This window comes from Actinomycetospora sp. ABD4_176 (genome assembly GCF_056311855.1).
The window spans coordinates 2,050,404-2,066,842 of record NZ_CM149974.1 but is presented as its reverse complement, the minus strand read 5'-3'; the positions used below and the strand labels follow the sequence as shown (position 1 = coordinate 2,066,842).

The window sequence follows — 16,439 nt, the reverse complement described above, 5'->3', positions numbered from 1 at the left end:
TCTGGAATGATCAGGCGCCATGGCGATCGCGGTCTGCCCCGGCTCGTTCGACCCCGTCACGCTCGGGCACGTCGACGTCGTCGCCCGCGCCGCGGCGCTGTTCGACGAGGTGGTCGTCGCGGTCGCGGTGAACCCGAACAAGCAGGGCCTGTTCACCGTCGACGAGCGCCGCGAGCTGCTCGCCGCGGCGCTGGCCGACGTCCCGAACGTCCGCACCGACGCCTTCTCCGGCCTCGTCGTCGACTACTGCCGCGGCATCGGCGCGGCGACGCTGGTCAAGGGGCTCCGGTCGTCGGTCGACTTCGGGTTCGAGGAGCCGATGGCGCAGATGAACCGCCACCAGACCGGCGTCGACACGACGTTCCTCCTCACCGACCCCCGCTTCTCCTACGTCTCGAGCTCGCTGGTCAAGGAGGTCGCGCGCGGCGGCGGGGACGTCAGCGCCTTCCTGCACCCCGAGGTGCACCGGCGCCTGCGCGAGCGCATCGGCTGAGGTCCCCGACACGCCGACGGACGTGCGCAATCCCCGGCCCCGGTGATCGCCGGGCGCACACTGTCCGCCGTGTACCGCGTGTTCGAGGCGCTCGACGAGCTCGTGACCCTCTGCGAGGAGGCGCGCGGGCTCCCCATGACCAGCAACTGCGTCGTGCCCCGCGGCGACGTGCTGGAGCTCCTCGACGACGTCCGCGAGGCGATCCCGGGTGAGCTCGACGACGCCCAGGACGTCCTGGACCACCGCGACAAGATCGTCGCCGACGCGACCGAGGAGGCCGAGACCGCGCGCCGCGAGGCCCGCGAGGAGGCCGACCGCCTCGTGGCCGAGGCGCGCGAGCAGGCCCAGCAGATGATCGCCGAGGCCGAGCACGAGGCGGAGCGCACCGTCGGTCGCGGGCGTCGCGAGTACGCCGAGCTGACCGAGCGCGCCGAGGCCGAGGCCGAGCGGATGGTCGAGGCCGGCCGACAGAACTACGAGCGCTCGGTGGCCGACGGGCGCGCCGAGCAGGCGCGGCTCGTCGAGGCCCACGAGGTGACGCGCGCGGCGCAGGCCGAGGCCGAGCGGATCGTCGACGCCGCCACCGACGAGGCCGACCGCCGCCGCGCGGAGTGCGACCACTACGTCGACGGCACCCTCGCCGACTTCTCCGAGACGCTCGAGTCGGTGCTCGACACCGTCGGGCGCCACCGCCACCAGCTGCGGATGAGCGCGCCGGTCGGTCCGGCGGCCGCGGGCCCGCCCCGTCGGGACGAGGAGCCGGAGCCCCGCGAGGAGGCGCCGCGCGAGGGCTGGCGGCGCTGGACCGAGCGTCTCGGCGCCTGATCGTGCTCGCGTAGACTGGCTCGTCGGGCCGTGATCACGCGGCCTCCGAGCACCACGTCACGAGCAGCGAGATGACGAGCGAGAAGAAGAGCCCCGAGCCGACCCCCATCCGGGCCACTCCGGACGCGACCAGCCCCTGGGTGGTCGACGTCGCGCGCGAGCTGCTGCGTCGCCCCGGCCAGATGAAGACGCTGCGCCGCGACGTGCCCGCTCCCGAGGGCTTCGGCCTGGAGATGGTCGGCGTGCCCGTGGGCGAGCCGATCCACCTCGACCTGCGTCTCGAGTCGGTCATGGAGGGCGTGCTGGCCTCCGGCACGGTCGAGGCCGACGTCACCGGCGAGTGCTCGCGCTGCCTCGAGCCGTTCACCGACCACGTGGACGTGGACCTCACCGAGCTCTACGCCTACCCCGACTCGGTCACCGACGACACGGCCGACGAGGACGAGGTCAGCCGCATCGTCGACGAGCGCATCGACCTCGAGCCGGCCGTGCGCGACGCGGTCCTGCTCGAGCTGCCGGTGACCCCGCTGTGCCGCGAGGACTGCCCCGGCGTGCCGACCCCGGACCCGGAGGCATGGGCCTTCGTCCCGGCCGGAGAGGCGCGTGAGACAATCGATCCTCGCTGGGCCGCGCTGCAGGAGAAGTACGGCGGCACCGGCCGCACCGAGAACTGAGGAGAAGGAACCACCGTGGCCGTCCCCAAGCGCCGGATGTCCCGCGCGAACACCCACGCCCGCCGCTCGCAGTGGAAGGCGTCGGTGCCGCAGCTGGTGGCGTGCCAGAACAAGGCCTGCGCGAAGCCGAAGCCGCCGCACGTGGCGTGCCCGCACTGCGGCCAGTACGCCGGCCGCCGCGCCGTCACCCCGGCCTGAGGCCGCACCGGACGTCACCGTGACGGCCATGAGTGCGGAGCCGGTGGAGCCACCCCAGGAGCCGACGCTCAGCGAGGTCCTGCAGGTCGATCTCGACCAGGAGCTGGTCGAGCTCGCCCTGACCCACCGCTCCTACGCCTACGAGCACGGCGGCCTGCCGACCAACGAGCGTCTCGAGTTCCTCGGTGACGCCGTGCTCGGCGTCGTCGTGACCGAGCGGCTCTACCGCGAGCACCCCGACCTGCCCGAGGGGCAGCTGGCGAAGCTGCGGGCGAGCGTGGTCAACATGCACGCGCTCGCCGGCGTCGCCCGCGAGCTCGGTCTCGGCGACCGCCTGCACCTCGGGCGCGGCGAGGAGCTCACGGGTGGGCGCGACAAGCCGAGCATCCTCGGCGACGCGGTCGAGGCCGTGCTCGGCGCGGTCCACCTCCAGCACGGCATCGAGACCTCGCGCTCGCTGGTCGAGCGCCTGTTCGGCGAGCTGCTGCGCACCGCGCCGCTCCTGGGCGCCGGGCTGGACTGGAAGACGAGCCTGCAGGAGCTCACCGCCGCCCGCGACCTCGGCGTGCCCGAGTACCGGATGGCCGAGGAGGGCCCGGACCACCTCAAGGAGTTCACGGCGACGGTCGTCATCGCCGGCGAGGAGCGCGGCACCGGGGTCGGGCGCACCAAGAAGGAAGCCGAGCAGAAGGCCGCCCGCGCGGCGTACCAGTACCTCGAAGGGGACGACGGGACGCCGTCCGGCAGTGCCTGAGCTGCCCGAGGTCGAGGTCGTCCGGCGGGGGCTCGCCGACCACGTGCTGGGCCGGCGGGTGGGCGCGGTGGAGGTCCTCCACCCCCGCTCGGTGCGTCGCCAGCCCGGCGGCGGCCCGGAGCTCGTCGCCCGCCTGACGGGCCGGGTGCTGCGCGACGTCCGGCGCCGCGGCAAGTACCTGTGGGTCGAGCTGGGTCCTGTCGGCGCCGACGCCCCCGAGGCCGCGTTGCTCGCCCACCTCGGGATGAGCGGCCAGCTGCTCGTCCAGCCGGCCGAGCGCCCCGACGAGAAGCACCTGCGCATCCGGCTCCGCTTCGACGACGACGGCCCCGAGCTGCGGTTCGTCGACCAGCGCACCTTCGGCGGGCTGACCGTCGTCGACGTCGCGGGCCCGGAGGCGCTGCCCCTGCCGGTGGTCCACATCGGCCGCGACCCCCTCGACCCCGCGTTCGACGGCGAGGCCGCGGTCGCCGGGCTGCGCCGGCGCCGCACCGGCCTCAAGCGGGCGCTGCTCGACCAGACCCTGGTCTCGGGCATCGGCAACATCTACGCCGACGAGGCGCTGTGGCGCGCGCAGCTCCACTACGAGCGGCCGACGGCGACGCTGACGCGTCCCGAGGGCCGGCGCGTGCTCGCCGCAGCCACCGCGGTGATGGGGGAGGCCCTGGCCGCGGGCGGCACCTCGTTCGACGCGCTCTACGTCGACGTCCACGGCGAGTCCGGCTACTTCGACCGCACCCTCGCCGTCTACGGGCAGGAGGACCGGCCCTGCCCGCGCTGCGGCACGCCCGTGCGGCGCGCGCCGTTCATGAACCGGTCGTCGTACTGGTGCCCGCACTGCCAGCCGCGGCCGCGGCGCCGGCACCCCTGAGGGTCGAGCTCCGGGGACGACCGCACGGCGGCGGCCAAGGGGGGTGGGCGCGGGGTGAGGCCCTACTGCTCGCCGCGCAGCGAGCGGCGGATCTCCTCGAGCTTGTCGCGGGCCGCGGCGTCGTGGTCGGCCTCGCGCTCCGCGCGCTCCCGACCCGCGGGGCTCTCCCCGACGAGCTCCTCGTAGCCCGCGGCGGTGGCGGAGCGGCGCTCGATGGTCTCGCGGACGTGCTCGAACGTGGGCACGCCGTCCTCGGTGTATCCCGGCTCGGTCACGTCGCCCAGCCTAGCGGCCCGGAGACACGTCGGGCCCCGTCCGCGAGGGCGGAACGGGGCCCGGGAGCGTGCCGAGATCGTGCTCAGACGTTCTGGGAGGAGCGCTCCATGAGCTGCTTGAACTCCTCGAGCGCCTTCTCGATCTTCTTCTGCGGGTCGGCGAACAGCTTGGCGACGGCGTCGCCCGCGGCGCCGCCCGGGGTGTTCACGTGCAGGCTGACCTCGACACCGGTGGTGTCACCGTGCGGGTCGAAGCGCACCGCGCCGCCGGTCTCGACCTGGTTGTTGCTCTGCTCGAGCGACTTCCACGCGATCTTGCGGTCGGTCTCCTCGTCGATGATCTTGGCGTCCCACTCGACGGACTTGCCGAGGGGGCCGTCCACGACCCAGTGCGTGACGTCGGCCGAACCATCCTTCGGCTCCACCGACTTCACGTCCTCCATGATCTGCGGCAGGTGGGTCAGCGGCCGCCACCACTGGTAGCACTGGGCGGCCGGGGCGTTGACCTCGAGGTAGTGCGTTGCGGTAGCCATACCAGCGGGTTGACGGTCTGTCACCAGCCCGAAACCGCCCGATCCGACCCACCCGTGCGACGCGACCCACGGGCTCGACCGATCCGGACGACGTTTCACCGTGCCCGCAGGGGTGTCGGGGGGCTCGCGTAGCGTCTGGCGCACCCGGGGCGGGGAGGAGGACCGGGCCGTGCACCTCAAGAGCCTCACGCTGAAGGGCTTCAAGTCCTTCGCGTCGACCACCACCCTGCGCTTCGAACCGGGCATCACGTGCGTCGTCGGGCCCAACGGCTCGGGCAAGTCCAACGTCGTGGACGCCATCAGCTGGGTGCTCGGCGAGCAGGGCGCCAAGGCGCTGCGCGGCGGCAAGATGGAGGACGTCATCTTCGCCGGCACGTCGGGACGTGCCCCGCTGGGCCGCGCCGAGGTCACGCTGACCATCGACAACGCCGACGGCGCGCTGCCCATCGACTACGCCGAGGTGTCGATCACCCGGCGGGTCTTCCGCTCCGGGGCGGGCGAGTACGAGATCAACGGCGCGAGCTGCCGCCTGCTCGACGTCCAGGAGCTGCTGTCGGACTCCGGCATCGGCCGCGAGCTGCACGTCCTCGTCGGCCAGGGGCAGCTCGACACCATCCTGCAGTCGCGTCCCGAGGAGCGGCGGGCGTTCATCGAGGAGGCCGCGGGCGTCCTCAAGCACCGCAAGCGCAAGGAGAAGGCGCTGCGCAAGCTCGAGGCGATGCAGGCGAACCTCACGCGCCTGTCCGACCTCACCACCGAGCTGCGCCGCCAGCTCAAGCCGCTCGGGCGCCAGGCCGAGATCGCCCGGCGCGCCCAGACCATCCAGGCCGACCTGCGCGACGCCCGGCTGCGCCTCGCCGCCGACGACCTCGTGACGCTGCGGACGACCATCGAGCGCGAGCAGGCCGACGAGGACGCCGCCCGCCGCCGTCGCGACGAGACCGAGCGGGCGCTGGCCGAGGCGGGCTCGCTGGTCGCGGAGCTCGAGGCGGCGGTCGAGGCCGCGACGCCGGCGCACACCCGCGCGCAGGAGGGCTGGTACCGGCTCTCGGCGCTGCAGGAGCGCCTGCGCGGCACCGTGGCGCTGGCCGCCGAGCGTCACCGGCACGTCGCCGGGATCGAGGACGCGCCGTCCGGGCCCGACCCCGACGAGCTCGAGCGCCGCGCCGGCGAGGCCGCCCAGCACGAGGCCGCGCTGGAGGCCGAAACGGCCGAGGCGCGCGCCGTGCTCGAGGGGCACGCCGAGGGCCGCGAGCGCGCCGAGGACGCCCTCACCACCGCCGAGCGTCGCCTGGCCGCCGCGACGCGCGCGGCCGCCGACCGTCGGGAGGGCGTGGCGCGGCTCGCGGGTCAGGTCGAGACGCTGCGCGGGCGCCTGGCGTCGTCGGTCGAGGAGCTCGAGCAGCTCGCGTCGTCGCTCACCGAGGCGCAGGAGCGCGCGGCCACCGCCCGCGAGGAGCTGGCCGCGGTGGAGGAGGAGGCCGGGCCGGAGCCGGCGGTCGCACCGTCTGCGGAGCCGGTCGAGCAGGCACCCGACGACGCCGGGCCCGACACCCCGGACCCCGAGGCCGCCCTCGACGCCGCGGTCGAGCGCCACGAGGCCGCCCGTGCCGCCGTCGACGCCGCCAGCGCCACCCACCGCGACGCCGAGCGCGACCGCGCCCACTGGAAGGCGCGCACCGACGCGCTCGCCCTCGGCCTGACCCGCCGCGACGGAGCGGGCGCCCTGCTCGCCGCCGCCGACGCGTCGTCCGGGGTACTCGGGTCGGTCGCGGCCCTGCTGCGGGTCGGGGCGGGGGACGAGGACGCGGTCACCGCCGCGCTCGGGCCGGCCGCCGACGCCGTCGCGGTGCGCGGGCCGGAGGCGGCCGCCGACGCGCTCGACCGCCTGCACGACACCGAGGGCGGGCGCGCGGGCCTGCTGGTCGGGGGCGGCCCCGCTGCCGCGGAGCAGGGCGAGCCGCCGGCGGGCACCCGCTGGGCCGCGGACCTCGTCGCCGCCCCCGACGAGCTCGCCGGCGCCGTCGCCCGCGTCCTGGCCGGCGTCGTCGTGGTGGAGGACCGCGCGGCCGCCCGCGCCGTGGTGCGCGACCACCCGCACCTGCGCGCCGTCACCCGCGACGGCGACCTCCTGGGTGCCGACTGGGCGGCCGGCGGCCCGTCGGGCAACCAGAGCCTGCTCGAGATGCAGGCCGCCGCCGACGAGGCGGGCGACCGGCTCGCCGCCGCCGAGCGCCACGTCCGCGAGGCCCACGAGGCGCTCGAGTCCGCCCGGGAGGCCGAGTCGGGGGCGCGCGCCGAGGTCGGCGTGGCCCGCCAGGTCCGCGACGACCGCCGCCGTGCCGACGCCGAGGCCCGCCGCGCCGCGGACGCCCGGCGGGCCGCCGACGACGCCGCGCGCGCCGAGGCCGCCCGTCGCCACGGGCGCCTGAGCGAGACCGTGCGCGCCGCGGAGGCCGAGGCCCAGCGGCTCACCGAGCGGCGCGCGGCCGTCGAGCGCACGCGGGACGAGCGCCGCGACGAGCTCGACGAGCTCACCGAGCGGCTCGCGATGGCGCAGGACGAGGCCGCCGACGACGCGGCGGGCGACGCGACCGACGAGTACGCGGCGGCGCGCGACGAGGCCTCGGCGGCGCTGAACGCCTCCCGCGCGGCCGAGGTCGACGCGCGCCTGGCGCTGCGTACGGCCGAGGAGCGGCTGCGTGCCGTCGCCGGGCGCGCCGAGGGGCTGCGCCGCCGCGCCGAGGGCGAGCGCGAGGCGCGGGCCCGGGCGGAGGAGCGCGCGCAGGCACGGGCGCGGGCGGCGGCGGTCACCGAGGAGGCCGTGCGCCACGGGCAGGAGGCCCTGGCGCGCCTGGAGTCGTCCCTCGCGGCGGCGGCCGAGGCCCGCGACGCCGCGGCCGCCGTGCGCACGGCGCGCGCCGGCGAGCTGGACACCGCCCGCGAGCGCCAGCGAGAGCTGCAGGCGAGCCTCGAGCGGCTCACCGACGCCGTCCACCGCGACGAGGTCGTGCGCGCCGAGCAGCGCACGCGACTGCAGCAGATGGAGGCGGGCATCGGCGAGCGCTTCGGCATCGGGCTCTCCGACCTCGTCGGCGAGTACGGGCCGGACGCGCCGATCCCGCCGCCCGCCGGCGAGGTCGCCGAGGTCGAGGCGGCCCGCGAGCGCGGCGAGCAGGTCGTCATGCCCCCGCCCGAGCCGTTCGACCGCGCCACCCAGCAGCGCCGGGCCGCCCGCGCCGAGAAGGAGCTGGGCACGCTCGGCAAGGTCAACCCGCTCGCCCTCGAGGAGTACGCGGCGCTCGAGGAGCGCTACCGCTTCCTGTCCACGCAGCTCGAGGACGTCAAGAACAGCCGCAAGGACCTCCTCGAGGTGGTCTCGCAGGTCGACGCCACGATCCTCGAGGTCTTCGCGTCCGCCTTCGCCGACGTCGCCCGCGAGTTCGAGGCCGTCTTCCCGGTGCTCTTCCCCGGCGGCGACGGCCGGCTGGTGCTCACCGACCCCGACGACCTGCTGGCCACCGGTGTCGAGGTCGAGGCGCGCCCGCCGGGCAAGAAGGTCAAGCGGCTCTCGCTGCTCTCCGGCGGGGAGAAGTCGCTGACGGCCGTGGCCATGCTCGTCGCGATCTTCCGCGCGCGGCCGTCGCCGTTCTACGTCATGGACGAGGTCGAGGCGGCCCTCGACGACGCCAACCTCCGACGCCTCATCGGCCTGCTCGCGGAGCTCCGCCGCAACTCGCAGCTCGTCATCATCACCCACCAGAAGCCGACGATGGAGATCGCCGACGCCCTCTACGGCGTCAGCATGCGCGGCGACGGCATCACCGCCGTGATCTCCCAGCGCCTGCGGGGAAGCGACGCGCCGGGACCCTTCGCGCAGACCACCCCAACGTGATCACTGTGCGTGCTGCTACGTTGCTGTGAGTATCGCCGGGGTCATCGTTCGAGCGGTGAGGACGACGCTGTCGTGGCCTCCCGGCGTGCGGTCGGCGCCTCTACCGTGCTGGTGAGGGCGCTGCGAGGACCCGGGGGGGAGCGGACATGACGGCGGTGCGATCCGGTCCGGTGCACGCGGCCCCCACCACCTCCGCCGCGCCCGCTCCGGGCGTCGTGGCGCCCGTGCCGTCGAGCGGGACCACCGGACGCCACGCCCGGCGCGAGACCGGCGCGCCGTCGGGCCCGCTCGTGCCGCTGCGCACCGTCGTGCGCGCGCCCGAGCCGGAGCGCGCGCTCGAGGTCGCATCGGGCCGCCTGGTCATCGACAGCTCCTACAGCCGCCTCACCCCGCACCTCGGAGCGCGGCGGGTCGCGGTGAGCGTGGACGGGCTGCCGTGGCGTTTCGCCTGGGGGCGCACGCCGATCGACCTGCCCGCCGGCCGGCACCTCGTGGAGATCGAGGTCGAGCAGGGCCGCGCCGGCCGCCGCGCGTGGGGCCACGTCGCCGACGCCGTCCCCGTGGCGGCGGGCCACACCGTCGAGGTCTTCTACCGCGCGCCCGCCCTGCCGCGCCTCGCCGGCTCGCTCGGTCCGTCGCGCCAGCGCACGGCCGGGTTCTCGCTGTGCGCGGCGCTGCTGGTGGTCGGCGGCGCGGCCGTGCTCGCGGTCCTCGCCCTGCTCGTGACGGCGCTGGTCCCGCTCGTCGCCTGACGGCCTGCTGCCGGGTGATCAGGGGGCACCTGGCGCACCACGTCCACCGACGCGTGCCCATGATCGCTGCGGGTGCTCCCGTGACCTCCTCACACCGGGTCCGCGGAGCACCTGGAGCGATCATGGTCGGCGTCGGGGACGGACCCGGCTCCCGGCCGCCGAGCGACCCCGGCCGCGCGCTCTCACCCCGCCCGGCTGGGACACTGACCAGGTGTCGTTCCGGAGCTCGTCGCTGACCTCCCCGCTCGACCTGACCCCCGCGGACCAGGCGGCGCTCGCCGTCGCGGCTCCGTCCGCGGGGCTGTCGCCCGGGCTGATCGCCACGATCGTGGTCGTCGCGGTGGTCGTCGTCCTGCTCATCATCCTGGGCGTCGGCCTCTACCTGCGCCGACGCCGGCAGGTCTCGCTCGCCGAGCCCGAGCCGGAGGAGCCGGCCAAGCCGACGAAGGGCACCTACCAGGCCGGCGGCGGCTTCAGCTTCAGCGCGGGGACGGGCGGCTCGACGCTCACGCCACCCCGTCGGGAGCCGGGCGCCCCGCCGCCCGAGGAGCCCACCGAGCCCGCCGAACGCCCCGAGGCCGGCGGCCCCCAGGGCACCGCGCCGCCCGGAGCTGCCGAGGCGCCGCCGCTGTCCGCGCCCACGGACTCCGCCGCCACGGCGACCCCGGACACCGACACCGCGCCCGACACCACGCCCGACACCACGCCCGACAGCGCGCCCGACACCGCCGCCACGGGCCCCGGCGTCCTCGAGGAGCCCGAGCTCGCCGGCCCCCAGGCCACCGCGCCTCCCGAGGCCGCCGACGCGCCGCCCGCGCCGACGGCCCCGACGACCCCGACGACCCCGACGCCGGTCACCCCGACCACGGACACCACACCGACCGCCGACACCACCACCGAGCGCGCCGACACCCGCGCCACCGACACCCGCACCACCGACACCGAGCCCGTCGCCGAGCCCGAGGTCGCCGGCCCGCAGGCGACGGCGCCCCCCGAGGCCGCCGACGCCCCGCCCGCCGCCGCGACGACGGCCCCGGACCTCGACACCGCCGCCGACACGACGACCGACACCGACACGACGACCGGCACCACCGGCCCCGGCGTCCTCGACGAGCCCGGGCTCGCCGGCCCCCAGGCCACCGCCCCGCCCGAGGCCGCCGAGGCCCCGCCCGCGCCGACGACCCCGACCCCCACCACCACCCCGACCCCCGGCATCACCACCGAGGACACGACCGAGGTCATCCCGCCCCCGACCGGCGACACGGTCGCGCCGGCGGCGCCGACCGAGGAGATCGCGCCGGCCGAGGGGCGGCTCGAGCGCCTGCGGGGCCGGCTGGGCCGCTCGCGGTCGACGCTCGGCCAGGGCCTGCTGGGCCTGCTCGGCGCCGGGGACCTCGACGAGGACTCGTGGGAGGAGGTCGAGGACACGCTGCTGATGGCCGACCTCGGTTCGTCGACCACGCAGGAGATCGTCGCCAAGCTGCGCGAGCGCATCGCGGTCCGCGGGGTCCGCACCCCCGACCAGGCCCGGGAGTTGCTGCGCGAGGTGCTCGTCGAGCAGCTCGGGCCCGAGATGGAGCGCTCGGTGCGCGCGCTGGCCCACGACGGGCGGCCCGCGGTGGTGCTCGTCGCGGGCGTCAACGGCACCGGCAAGACCACGACCACCGGCAAGCTCGCCCGCGTCCTCGTCGCCGACGGCTTCGTCGTGCTCCTGGGCGCCGCGGACACCTTCCGCGCGGCCGCCGCCGAGCAGCTGGCCACCTGGGGCGAGCGCGCCGGCGCCGAGACCGTGCGCGGCAAGGAGGGCGCCGACCCCGCCAGCGTCGCGTTCGACGCGGTCAAGCGCGGCACCGAGTCGGGCGTCGACGCCGTTCTGCTCGACACCGCCGGGCGTCTGCACACCAAGACCGGCCTCATGGACGAGCTCGGCAAGGTCAAGCGGGTCGTCGAGCGCCAGGCCGTGGTCGACGAGGTCCTGCTGGTCCTCGACGCCACGACCGGCCAGAACGGCCTGACCCAGGCGCGCGTGTTCAGCGAGGTCGTCGACGTCACCGGCGTCGTGCTCACCAAGCTCGACGGCACGGCCAAGGGCGGCATCGTCTTCCAGGTGCAGCGGGAGCTGGGCGTGCCGGTGAAGCTCGTGGGGCTCGGCGAGGGCCCCGACGACCTCGCGCCGTTCGAACCCCAGGCGTTCGTGGACGCGCTGCTGCGCTGACCCGCGCCGACCTCGCGCCGGGAACCGGAGGGCCGCTGTCGGTGCCCACCCCTAGCCTGCGTGCCGTGACCGCGATCGCCCGCCTGCAGCTGACCGCCATCGACACCCCGGACCCCTCCGCGCTCGCCCGCTTCTACTCGGCGCTGACCGGACTCCCCGTCGCCGAGGACTCCGAGGACGACTGGGTCGAGCTCGACGCGGGCGGCGCGCCCACGCTGGCGTTCCAGCTCGCGCCGCGCAAGCGCGCCCCGGCGTGGCCCGAGGAGGGCGCGCTGCAGTTCCACCTCGACCTCGAGGTCGGTGACCTCGACATCGGCGAGGCGGCCGTGCTCGAGGCCGGGGCGACCAAGCCGGAGACGCAGCCGGGGACGACGTTCCGGGTCTTCCTCGACCCCGACGGCAACCCCTTCTGCCTCGTGCTCGCCGGCAGCGACGGCGTCGGGGGCGCGTGAGAGGCTCTCCGCCGTTCGGGAGGCCGGTCATCGCGCAGCGTCATGACCCACGTCTCGCCCGGCGGCGGGACGCGGCGAAATGCCCGCCCGCGAAACATGATGGTGACACGGCCGAGCGGGCTGTTAACTGCCACGAAACGAACCGCGACGCCGCCCGAAACACGACCTGCGCATCCTCGCTCAACGAAACCGCCCCCCGCGAGGAAGGATGCTGCTGGCCGTGGAACTCGACAGCGGAACAATCGCCTGGATGTTGACCAGCGCCGCGCTGGTCCTGCTCATGGTGCCGGGCCTGGCGCTGTTCTACGGCGGCCAGGCACGCTCGAAGAGCGTCCTGAACATGATGATGATGGTCTTCAGCACGTTCGCCACGGTGGGCGTGCTGTGGGTGATCTTCGGCTACTCGGTCGCGTTCGGCGACAACTTCCTGGGCGGCTTCATCGGCAACCCGGGCCAGTACTTCATGCTCTCGAGCCTGCTCTCCGAGACGGTACAGACCGACGGTCTGCCGGACATCGCCTTCGTGGCCTTCCAGGCCATGTTCGCGATCCTCACGGTCGGCCTCATCGCCGGCGCCGCCGCGGACCGCATGAAGTTCAACTCGTGGATGGTGTTCTCCCTGCTGTGGGCGACGCTCGTCTACTTCCCGATCTGCCACTGGGTGTTCGACCTCGACGCCGGCTGGATCGCCAACGGCATCGGCGCGGTCGACTTCGCCGGCGGGACCGCGGTCCACATCAACGCCGGTACGGCCGCGCTCGTGCTCTGCATGGTGCTGGGCAAGCGTCGCGGCTGGCCGCGTGAGGCGATGCGCCCGCACAACCTGACGCTGGTCATGCTCGGCGCCGGGATGCTCTGGTTCGGCTGGTTCGGCTTCAACGCCGGCTCCGCCGCCGTCGCCGGCTACGCCGCCTCGTACGCCTTCCTCAACACCGTGGTGGCCACCTGCACCGCGATCTGCGGCTGGCTGATCATCGAGCAGATCCGCGACGGCAAGGCCACCTCGCTGGGTGCCGCCTCGGGCATCGTCGCGGGCCTCGTCGCCATCACCCCGGCCTGTGCCGCGGTGACGCCGCTCGGCGCCATGGCCATCGGCTTCATCGCCGGCATCGCCTGCGCCTACGGCGTCGGCCTGAAGTACAAGCTGGGCTTCGACGACTCGTTCGACGTCGTGGGGGTCCACCTGGTCGGCGGTCTCGTCGGCACCCTGCTCATCGGCTTCTTCGCCTGGGACGGCGCCCCCTCCGAGGCGGGCGGCGTGTTCTACGGCGGGGGCTGGGGCCAGCTCGGCATCCAGGCGCTCGCCGCCGTCGCCGTCATCGCCTACTCGGGCATCGTCACCGCGATCATCGCCTTCATCGTCAAGGCGATCATGGGTCTGCGGGTCGACGACGACAGCGAGGCCGCCGGCGTGGACGAGGGCGAGCACGCCGAGTCCGGGTACGACTTCTCCAGCCTGCGCAGCGGGGGTGGCGGACTGGGGTCCTCGCACTCGACGCTGTCCGCTCCGACGCAGGTCACCGCGACCGCAGGCAAGGAGGGCTGAGCGAGATGAAGATGGTGACGGCGATCATCAAGCCGTTCGTGCTGGAGGACGTCAAGGGCGCCCTGGAGCAGCTCGGGGTCCTGGGCATGACCGTCAGCGAGGTCCAGGGCTACGGCCGCCAGAAGGGCCACACCGAGGTCTACCGGGGCGCGGAGTACTCCGTGGACTTCGTCCCCAAGGTCCGCATCGAGGTCGTCACCGACGACACCGCCGCGGAGAAGGTCGTCGACGCGATCGCCGAGACCGCCCGCACCGGCAAGATCGGTGACGGCAAGGTCTGGGTGACCCCGGTCGAGACCGTCGTGCGGGTGCGCACCGGCGAGCGCGGGGCGGACGCCCTCTAGGGGCCTGCCCTCACGGGCTGCGCACGTGACGACGCCGGGTCCCCTGTCGCACGGGGGACCCGGCGTCGTCGTCGGGGACGGCGCCGTCGTGGTGTCGTCGAGGAGGACCACCGGAGAGGGGACAGCGTGGCCGTGGCGGACGCGGGGCGGGGCGGCACCAACGGGGGACCGTCCGGCCTCGACGACGAGCGGGGGACGAGGGGCGGCGACGCCGTCGACCTCGTCCGCGCCCGCGCCGCCCTGCTCGACCCGCCGCCCGGGGCGCGCCGGCTCGGTCCGGCGGCGCTGCGCGAGGCGCTGGTCGAGCTGCACGACTTCTGGCTCTCCTCGCGCGCCGCGGCGGTGGGCGTGGGGGAGGGCTCGGCGCTGGTCGCGGTCGGTGCGCTCGGCCGCCGGGAGCTCGCGCCGTACTCGGACCTCGACCTCGTCCTCGTGCACGACGGGCGGGGGCGCCGCGGCGGGCGGGAGCAGATCTCCCAGGTCGCCGACGCGCTCTGGTACCCGCTGTGGGACGCGGGGATCGGGCTCGACCACTCGGTGCGGACCGTCGGCGAGGCGATCGAGGTCGCCACCACCGACCTGCGCGTCGCCCTCGGGCTGCTCGAGGTCCGCCACCTCGCGGGCGACCCCGAGCTCGCCGAGCGCCTCGCCGCCACCGCACGCCAGGCCTGGCGGGCGGGCATCCGCCACCGCTTCGACGACCTCGTCGCCGCCACCGAGGCGCGCTGGTCGCGCTCCGGCGAGGTCGCCCACCGCATCGAGCCCGATCTCAAGAACGGGCACGGGGGCCTGCGCGACGTGCAGCTCCTCGACGCCCTGGCCGCGGCCCAGCTCGTCGACCGCCCGACCGTCGACGTCCAGGACGCCCGCCGCCTCATGCTCGACCTGCGCGTCGAGCTCCACCGCCGCGCCGGACGCGCCCGCGACGTCATGCAGGCCGAGGACGCGCACGAGGTGGTGGCCGCCGCCGCGGGCGACCTCGGCGTCACCGACCGCTTCGACCTCGCCCGCGCCCTGTCCGGCGCCGCCCGCACCGTCGTCTTCGCCACCGACACCGCCCTGCGCTCGGCGCGCTCCGCGCTGCCGCGCCGGGGCCTGGCCGCGCTGCGCCGGGCGCCCGCGCGCCGCCCCCTCGACGACGGGGTGGTCGAGCACGGCGGCGAGGTGGTCCTCGCCCGCGACGCACAGGTCTCGCGCGACCCCGCCCTGGTGCTGCGCCTCGCCGCCACCGCGGCCCGCACCCGCCTGCCGATCGCCGCGAGCACCCTGCACCGCCTCGCCGAGGCGGCCCCGGAGCTGCGCGAGCCGTGGCCGCGGGCCGCCCTGTCCGAGCTGCTCGCGCTCCTCGGGGCGGGGGAGGGGATGGTCGACGTCGTCGAGGCGCTCGACCGCACGGGCCTGTGGGGGCGGCTGTTCCCCGAGTGGGGCGCGGTGCGCGACCTGCCCCCGCGCGACCGCCAGCACGTCTGGACCGTCGACCGCCACCTCGTCGAGGTCACCCGCCGGGCCGCGGAGCTGACGACGCGGGTCTCGCGGCCCGACCTGTTGCTGCTCGGCGCGCTGGTGCACGACATCGGCAAGGGCCGCGACGAGGACCACTCCGTGGTCGGCGAGCGGCTGGCCGCGCACCTCGGCAAGCGCCTGGGCCTGTGGCCCGCCGACGTGGACACGCTCGCGGCGATGGTGCGCCACCACCTGCTGCTGCCCCACACCGCGTCGCGCCGCGACCCCGAGGATCCGGCGACCGTCGAGCGGGTCGTCGAGACCCTCGGCGAGGACCCGATCCTGCTCGAGCTCCTGCACGCCCTCGCCGAGGCCGACGCGCTGGGCACCGGCCCGGGCGTGTGGACGCCGTGGCGCGCCACGCTGATGGGCGATCTCGTGCGGCGGTGCCGCGTGGTCATGGCCGGCGACCCGGCGCCCGGGCCGTCACCGCTGTCCGAGGACGCCCTCGCGCTGGCCCGCGTGGTGGCCGCCAACGGGCGCCCGGAGGTGTCGATCGACGGCGACGGCGAGCTCACCACGATCACCATGACCGTCGCCGCCCCCGACCGTCCCGGGCTGCTCTCGCGCGCGGCGGGGGTGCTGGCGCTGCACTCGCTGCAGGTCCACACGGCCGACCTCGGCGAGCACGACGGCGTCGCGGTCGACGCGTTCACCGTCTCGCCGCGCTTCGGGCGCCTGCCCGAGGCGTCGCTGCTGCGCGAGGACCTCGTGCGCGTGCTGCGCGGCTCGCTCGACCTGCCCGCGCGGCTGGAGGCCAAGGAGCGCGACTACGACCGTCCCGGCCCCGCGCCCGCCCCGAGCCGCGTGGTGTGGTTCGACGACGAGGCCACGGGCGCGGTGGTGCTCGAGCTGCGCACCTCTGACCGGATCGGGCTCCTGCACCGCGTCGCGGCCGCGCTCGAGACCCAGGAGCTCGACGTGCGGTGGGCGCGGGTGTCGACCATCGGCAGCTCGGTGCTCGACGCGTTCTGCCTGGAGACCGCCGAGCACGAGGGCCTCGACGACGAGCGCCGCCGGGCCGTCGAGGAGGCGGTGCTGGCCGCGGCCGAGGCCGGGCTCGTGGCCCCGGAGCGCTCGTCGGCGGGATGAGACCCGGTGGTGCGGCG

Annotated in this window: 14 protein-coding genes and 1 pseudogene; 13 read left to right on the top strand and 2 right to left on the bottom strand. The window is 75.6% G+C overall.

Going from position 1 to position 16,439, the window contains the following annotated elements:
* Positions 1–19 precede the first annotated feature (19 nt).
* From coaD to mutM, 6 genes are all read left to right on the top strand, one after another.
* On the top strand, positions 20–493 hold the full coding sequence (coaD, locus tag ACYX4T_RS10095) for a pantetheine-phosphate adenylyltransferase (protein ID WP_476014391.1): 474 nt from the start codon (positions 20–22) through the stop codon (positions 491–493).
* Positions 494–562: 69 nt separating this feature from the next.
* Positions 563–1,318 (top strand): DivIVA domain-containing protein, encoded by a 756-nt coding sequence (locus ACYX4T_RS10090; protein ID WP_476014390.1) that lies wholly within the window; start codon positions 563–565, stop codon positions 1,316–1,318.
* A gap of 71 nt (positions 1,319–1,389) precedes the next feature.
* Positions 1,390–1,992: a YceD family protein gene (locus tag ACYX4T_RS10085; protein WP_476014389.1), complete on the top strand. Its 603-nt coding sequence runs from the start codon at positions 1,390–1,392 to the stop codon at positions 1,990–1,992.
* Positions 1,993–2,007: 15 nt separating this feature from the next.
* Entirely contained in the window at positions 2,008–2,190 is a 183-nt protein-coding gene (gene rpmF / locus ACYX4T_RS10080; RefSeq protein ID WP_285649338.1) for a 50S ribosomal protein L32, read from the top strand.
* 28 nt (positions 2,191–2,218) lie between these two features.
* Complete coding sequence (rnc, locus tag ACYX4T_RS10075; RefSeq protein ID WP_476014388.1) at positions 2,219–2,944, top strand: ribonuclease III; 726 nt, start codon at positions 2,219–2,221, stop codon at positions 2,942–2,944.
* Positions 2,937–3,815 carry a bifunctional DNA-formamidopyrimidine glycosylase/DNA-(apurinic or apyrimidinic site) lyase gene (gene mutM / locus ACYX4T_RS10070; RefSeq protein ID WP_476014387.1) on the top strand — a complete coding sequence of 293 codons (879 nt, stop codon included), beginning with the start codon at positions 2,937–2,939 and terminating at the stop codon, positions 3,813–3,815. The genes rnc and mutM overlap by 8 nt, the downstream gene beginning before the upstream one ends.
* 62 nt (positions 3,816–3,877) lie before the next feature.
* On the opposite strand, the gene ACYX4T_RS10065 is transcribed toward mutM, so the two are convergent.
* Both ACYX4T_RS10065 and ACYX4T_RS10060 read right to left on the bottom strand, forming a co-directional pair.
* Positions 3,878–4,090, bottom strand: coding sequence for a hypothetical protein (locus ACYX4T_RS10065; protein WP_476014386.1), 213 nt, complete (start codon positions 4,088–4,090; stop codon positions 3,878–3,880).
* An 83-nt stretch (positions 4,091–4,173) separates the two neighbouring features.
* A complete protein-coding gene (locus ACYX4T_RS10060; protein WP_476014385.1) occupies positions 4,174–4,623 on the bottom strand; it encodes an SRPBCC family protein in 450 nt (149 codons plus the stop codon).
* 169 nt (positions 4,624–4,792) lie between these two features.
* Here ACYX4T_RS10060 and smc point away from each other — a divergent pair, with 169 nt between their 5' ends.
* The 7 genes and pseudogenes from smc to ACYX4T_RS10025 all read left to right on the top strand — a co-directional run bounded on the left by smc (position 4,793) and on the right by ACYX4T_RS10025 (position 16,422).
* Positions 4,793–8,518: a chromosome segregation protein SMC gene (smc, locus tag ACYX4T_RS10055; protein ID WP_476014384.1), complete on the top strand. Its 3,726-nt coding sequence runs from the start codon at positions 4,793–4,795 to the stop codon at positions 8,516–8,518.
* Positions 8,519–8,664: 146 nt separating this feature from the next.
* Positions 8,665–9,270 carry a hypothetical protein gene (locus tag ACYX4T_RS10050; protein ID WP_476014383.1) on the top strand — a complete coding sequence of 202 codons (606 nt, stop codon included), beginning with the start codon at positions 8,665–8,667 and terminating at the stop codon, positions 9,268–9,270.
* 1,279 nt (positions 9,271–10,549) lie between these two features.
* A pseudogene (ftsY, locus tag ACYX4T_RS10045) lies at positions 10,550–11,485 on the top strand (signal recognition particle-docking protein FtsY); the annotation flags it as partial.
* Positions 11,486–11,550: 65 nt separating this feature from the next.
* Positions 11,551–11,937, top strand: coding sequence for a VOC family protein (locus tag ACYX4T_RS10040; RefSeq protein ID WP_476014382.1), 387 nt, complete (start codon positions 11,551–11,553; stop codon positions 11,935–11,937).
* Between the two features lie 250 nt (positions 11,938–12,187).
* On the top strand, positions 12,188–13,483 hold the full coding sequence (locus tag ACYX4T_RS10035; protein WP_476015232.1) for an ammonium transporter: 1,296 nt from the start codon (positions 12,188–12,190) through the stop codon (positions 13,481–13,483).
* 5 nt (positions 13,484–13,488) lie between these two features.
* Positions 13,489–13,827 carry a P-II family nitrogen regulator gene (locus ACYX4T_RS10030; protein WP_133824904.1) on the top strand — a complete coding sequence of 113 codons (339 nt, stop codon included), beginning with the start codon at positions 13,489–13,491 and terminating at the stop codon, positions 13,825–13,827.
* 126 nt (positions 13,828–13,953) lie between these two features.
* The gene (locus ACYX4T_RS10025) at positions 13,954–16,422 is read left to right on the top strand and encodes a [protein-PII] uridylyltransferase (protein ID WP_476014381.1); all 2,469 of its coding nucleotides are present in this window, start codon (positions 13,954–13,956) and stop codon (positions 16,420–16,422) included.
* The last annotated feature ends 17 nt before the right edge of the window (positions 16,423–16,439 follow it).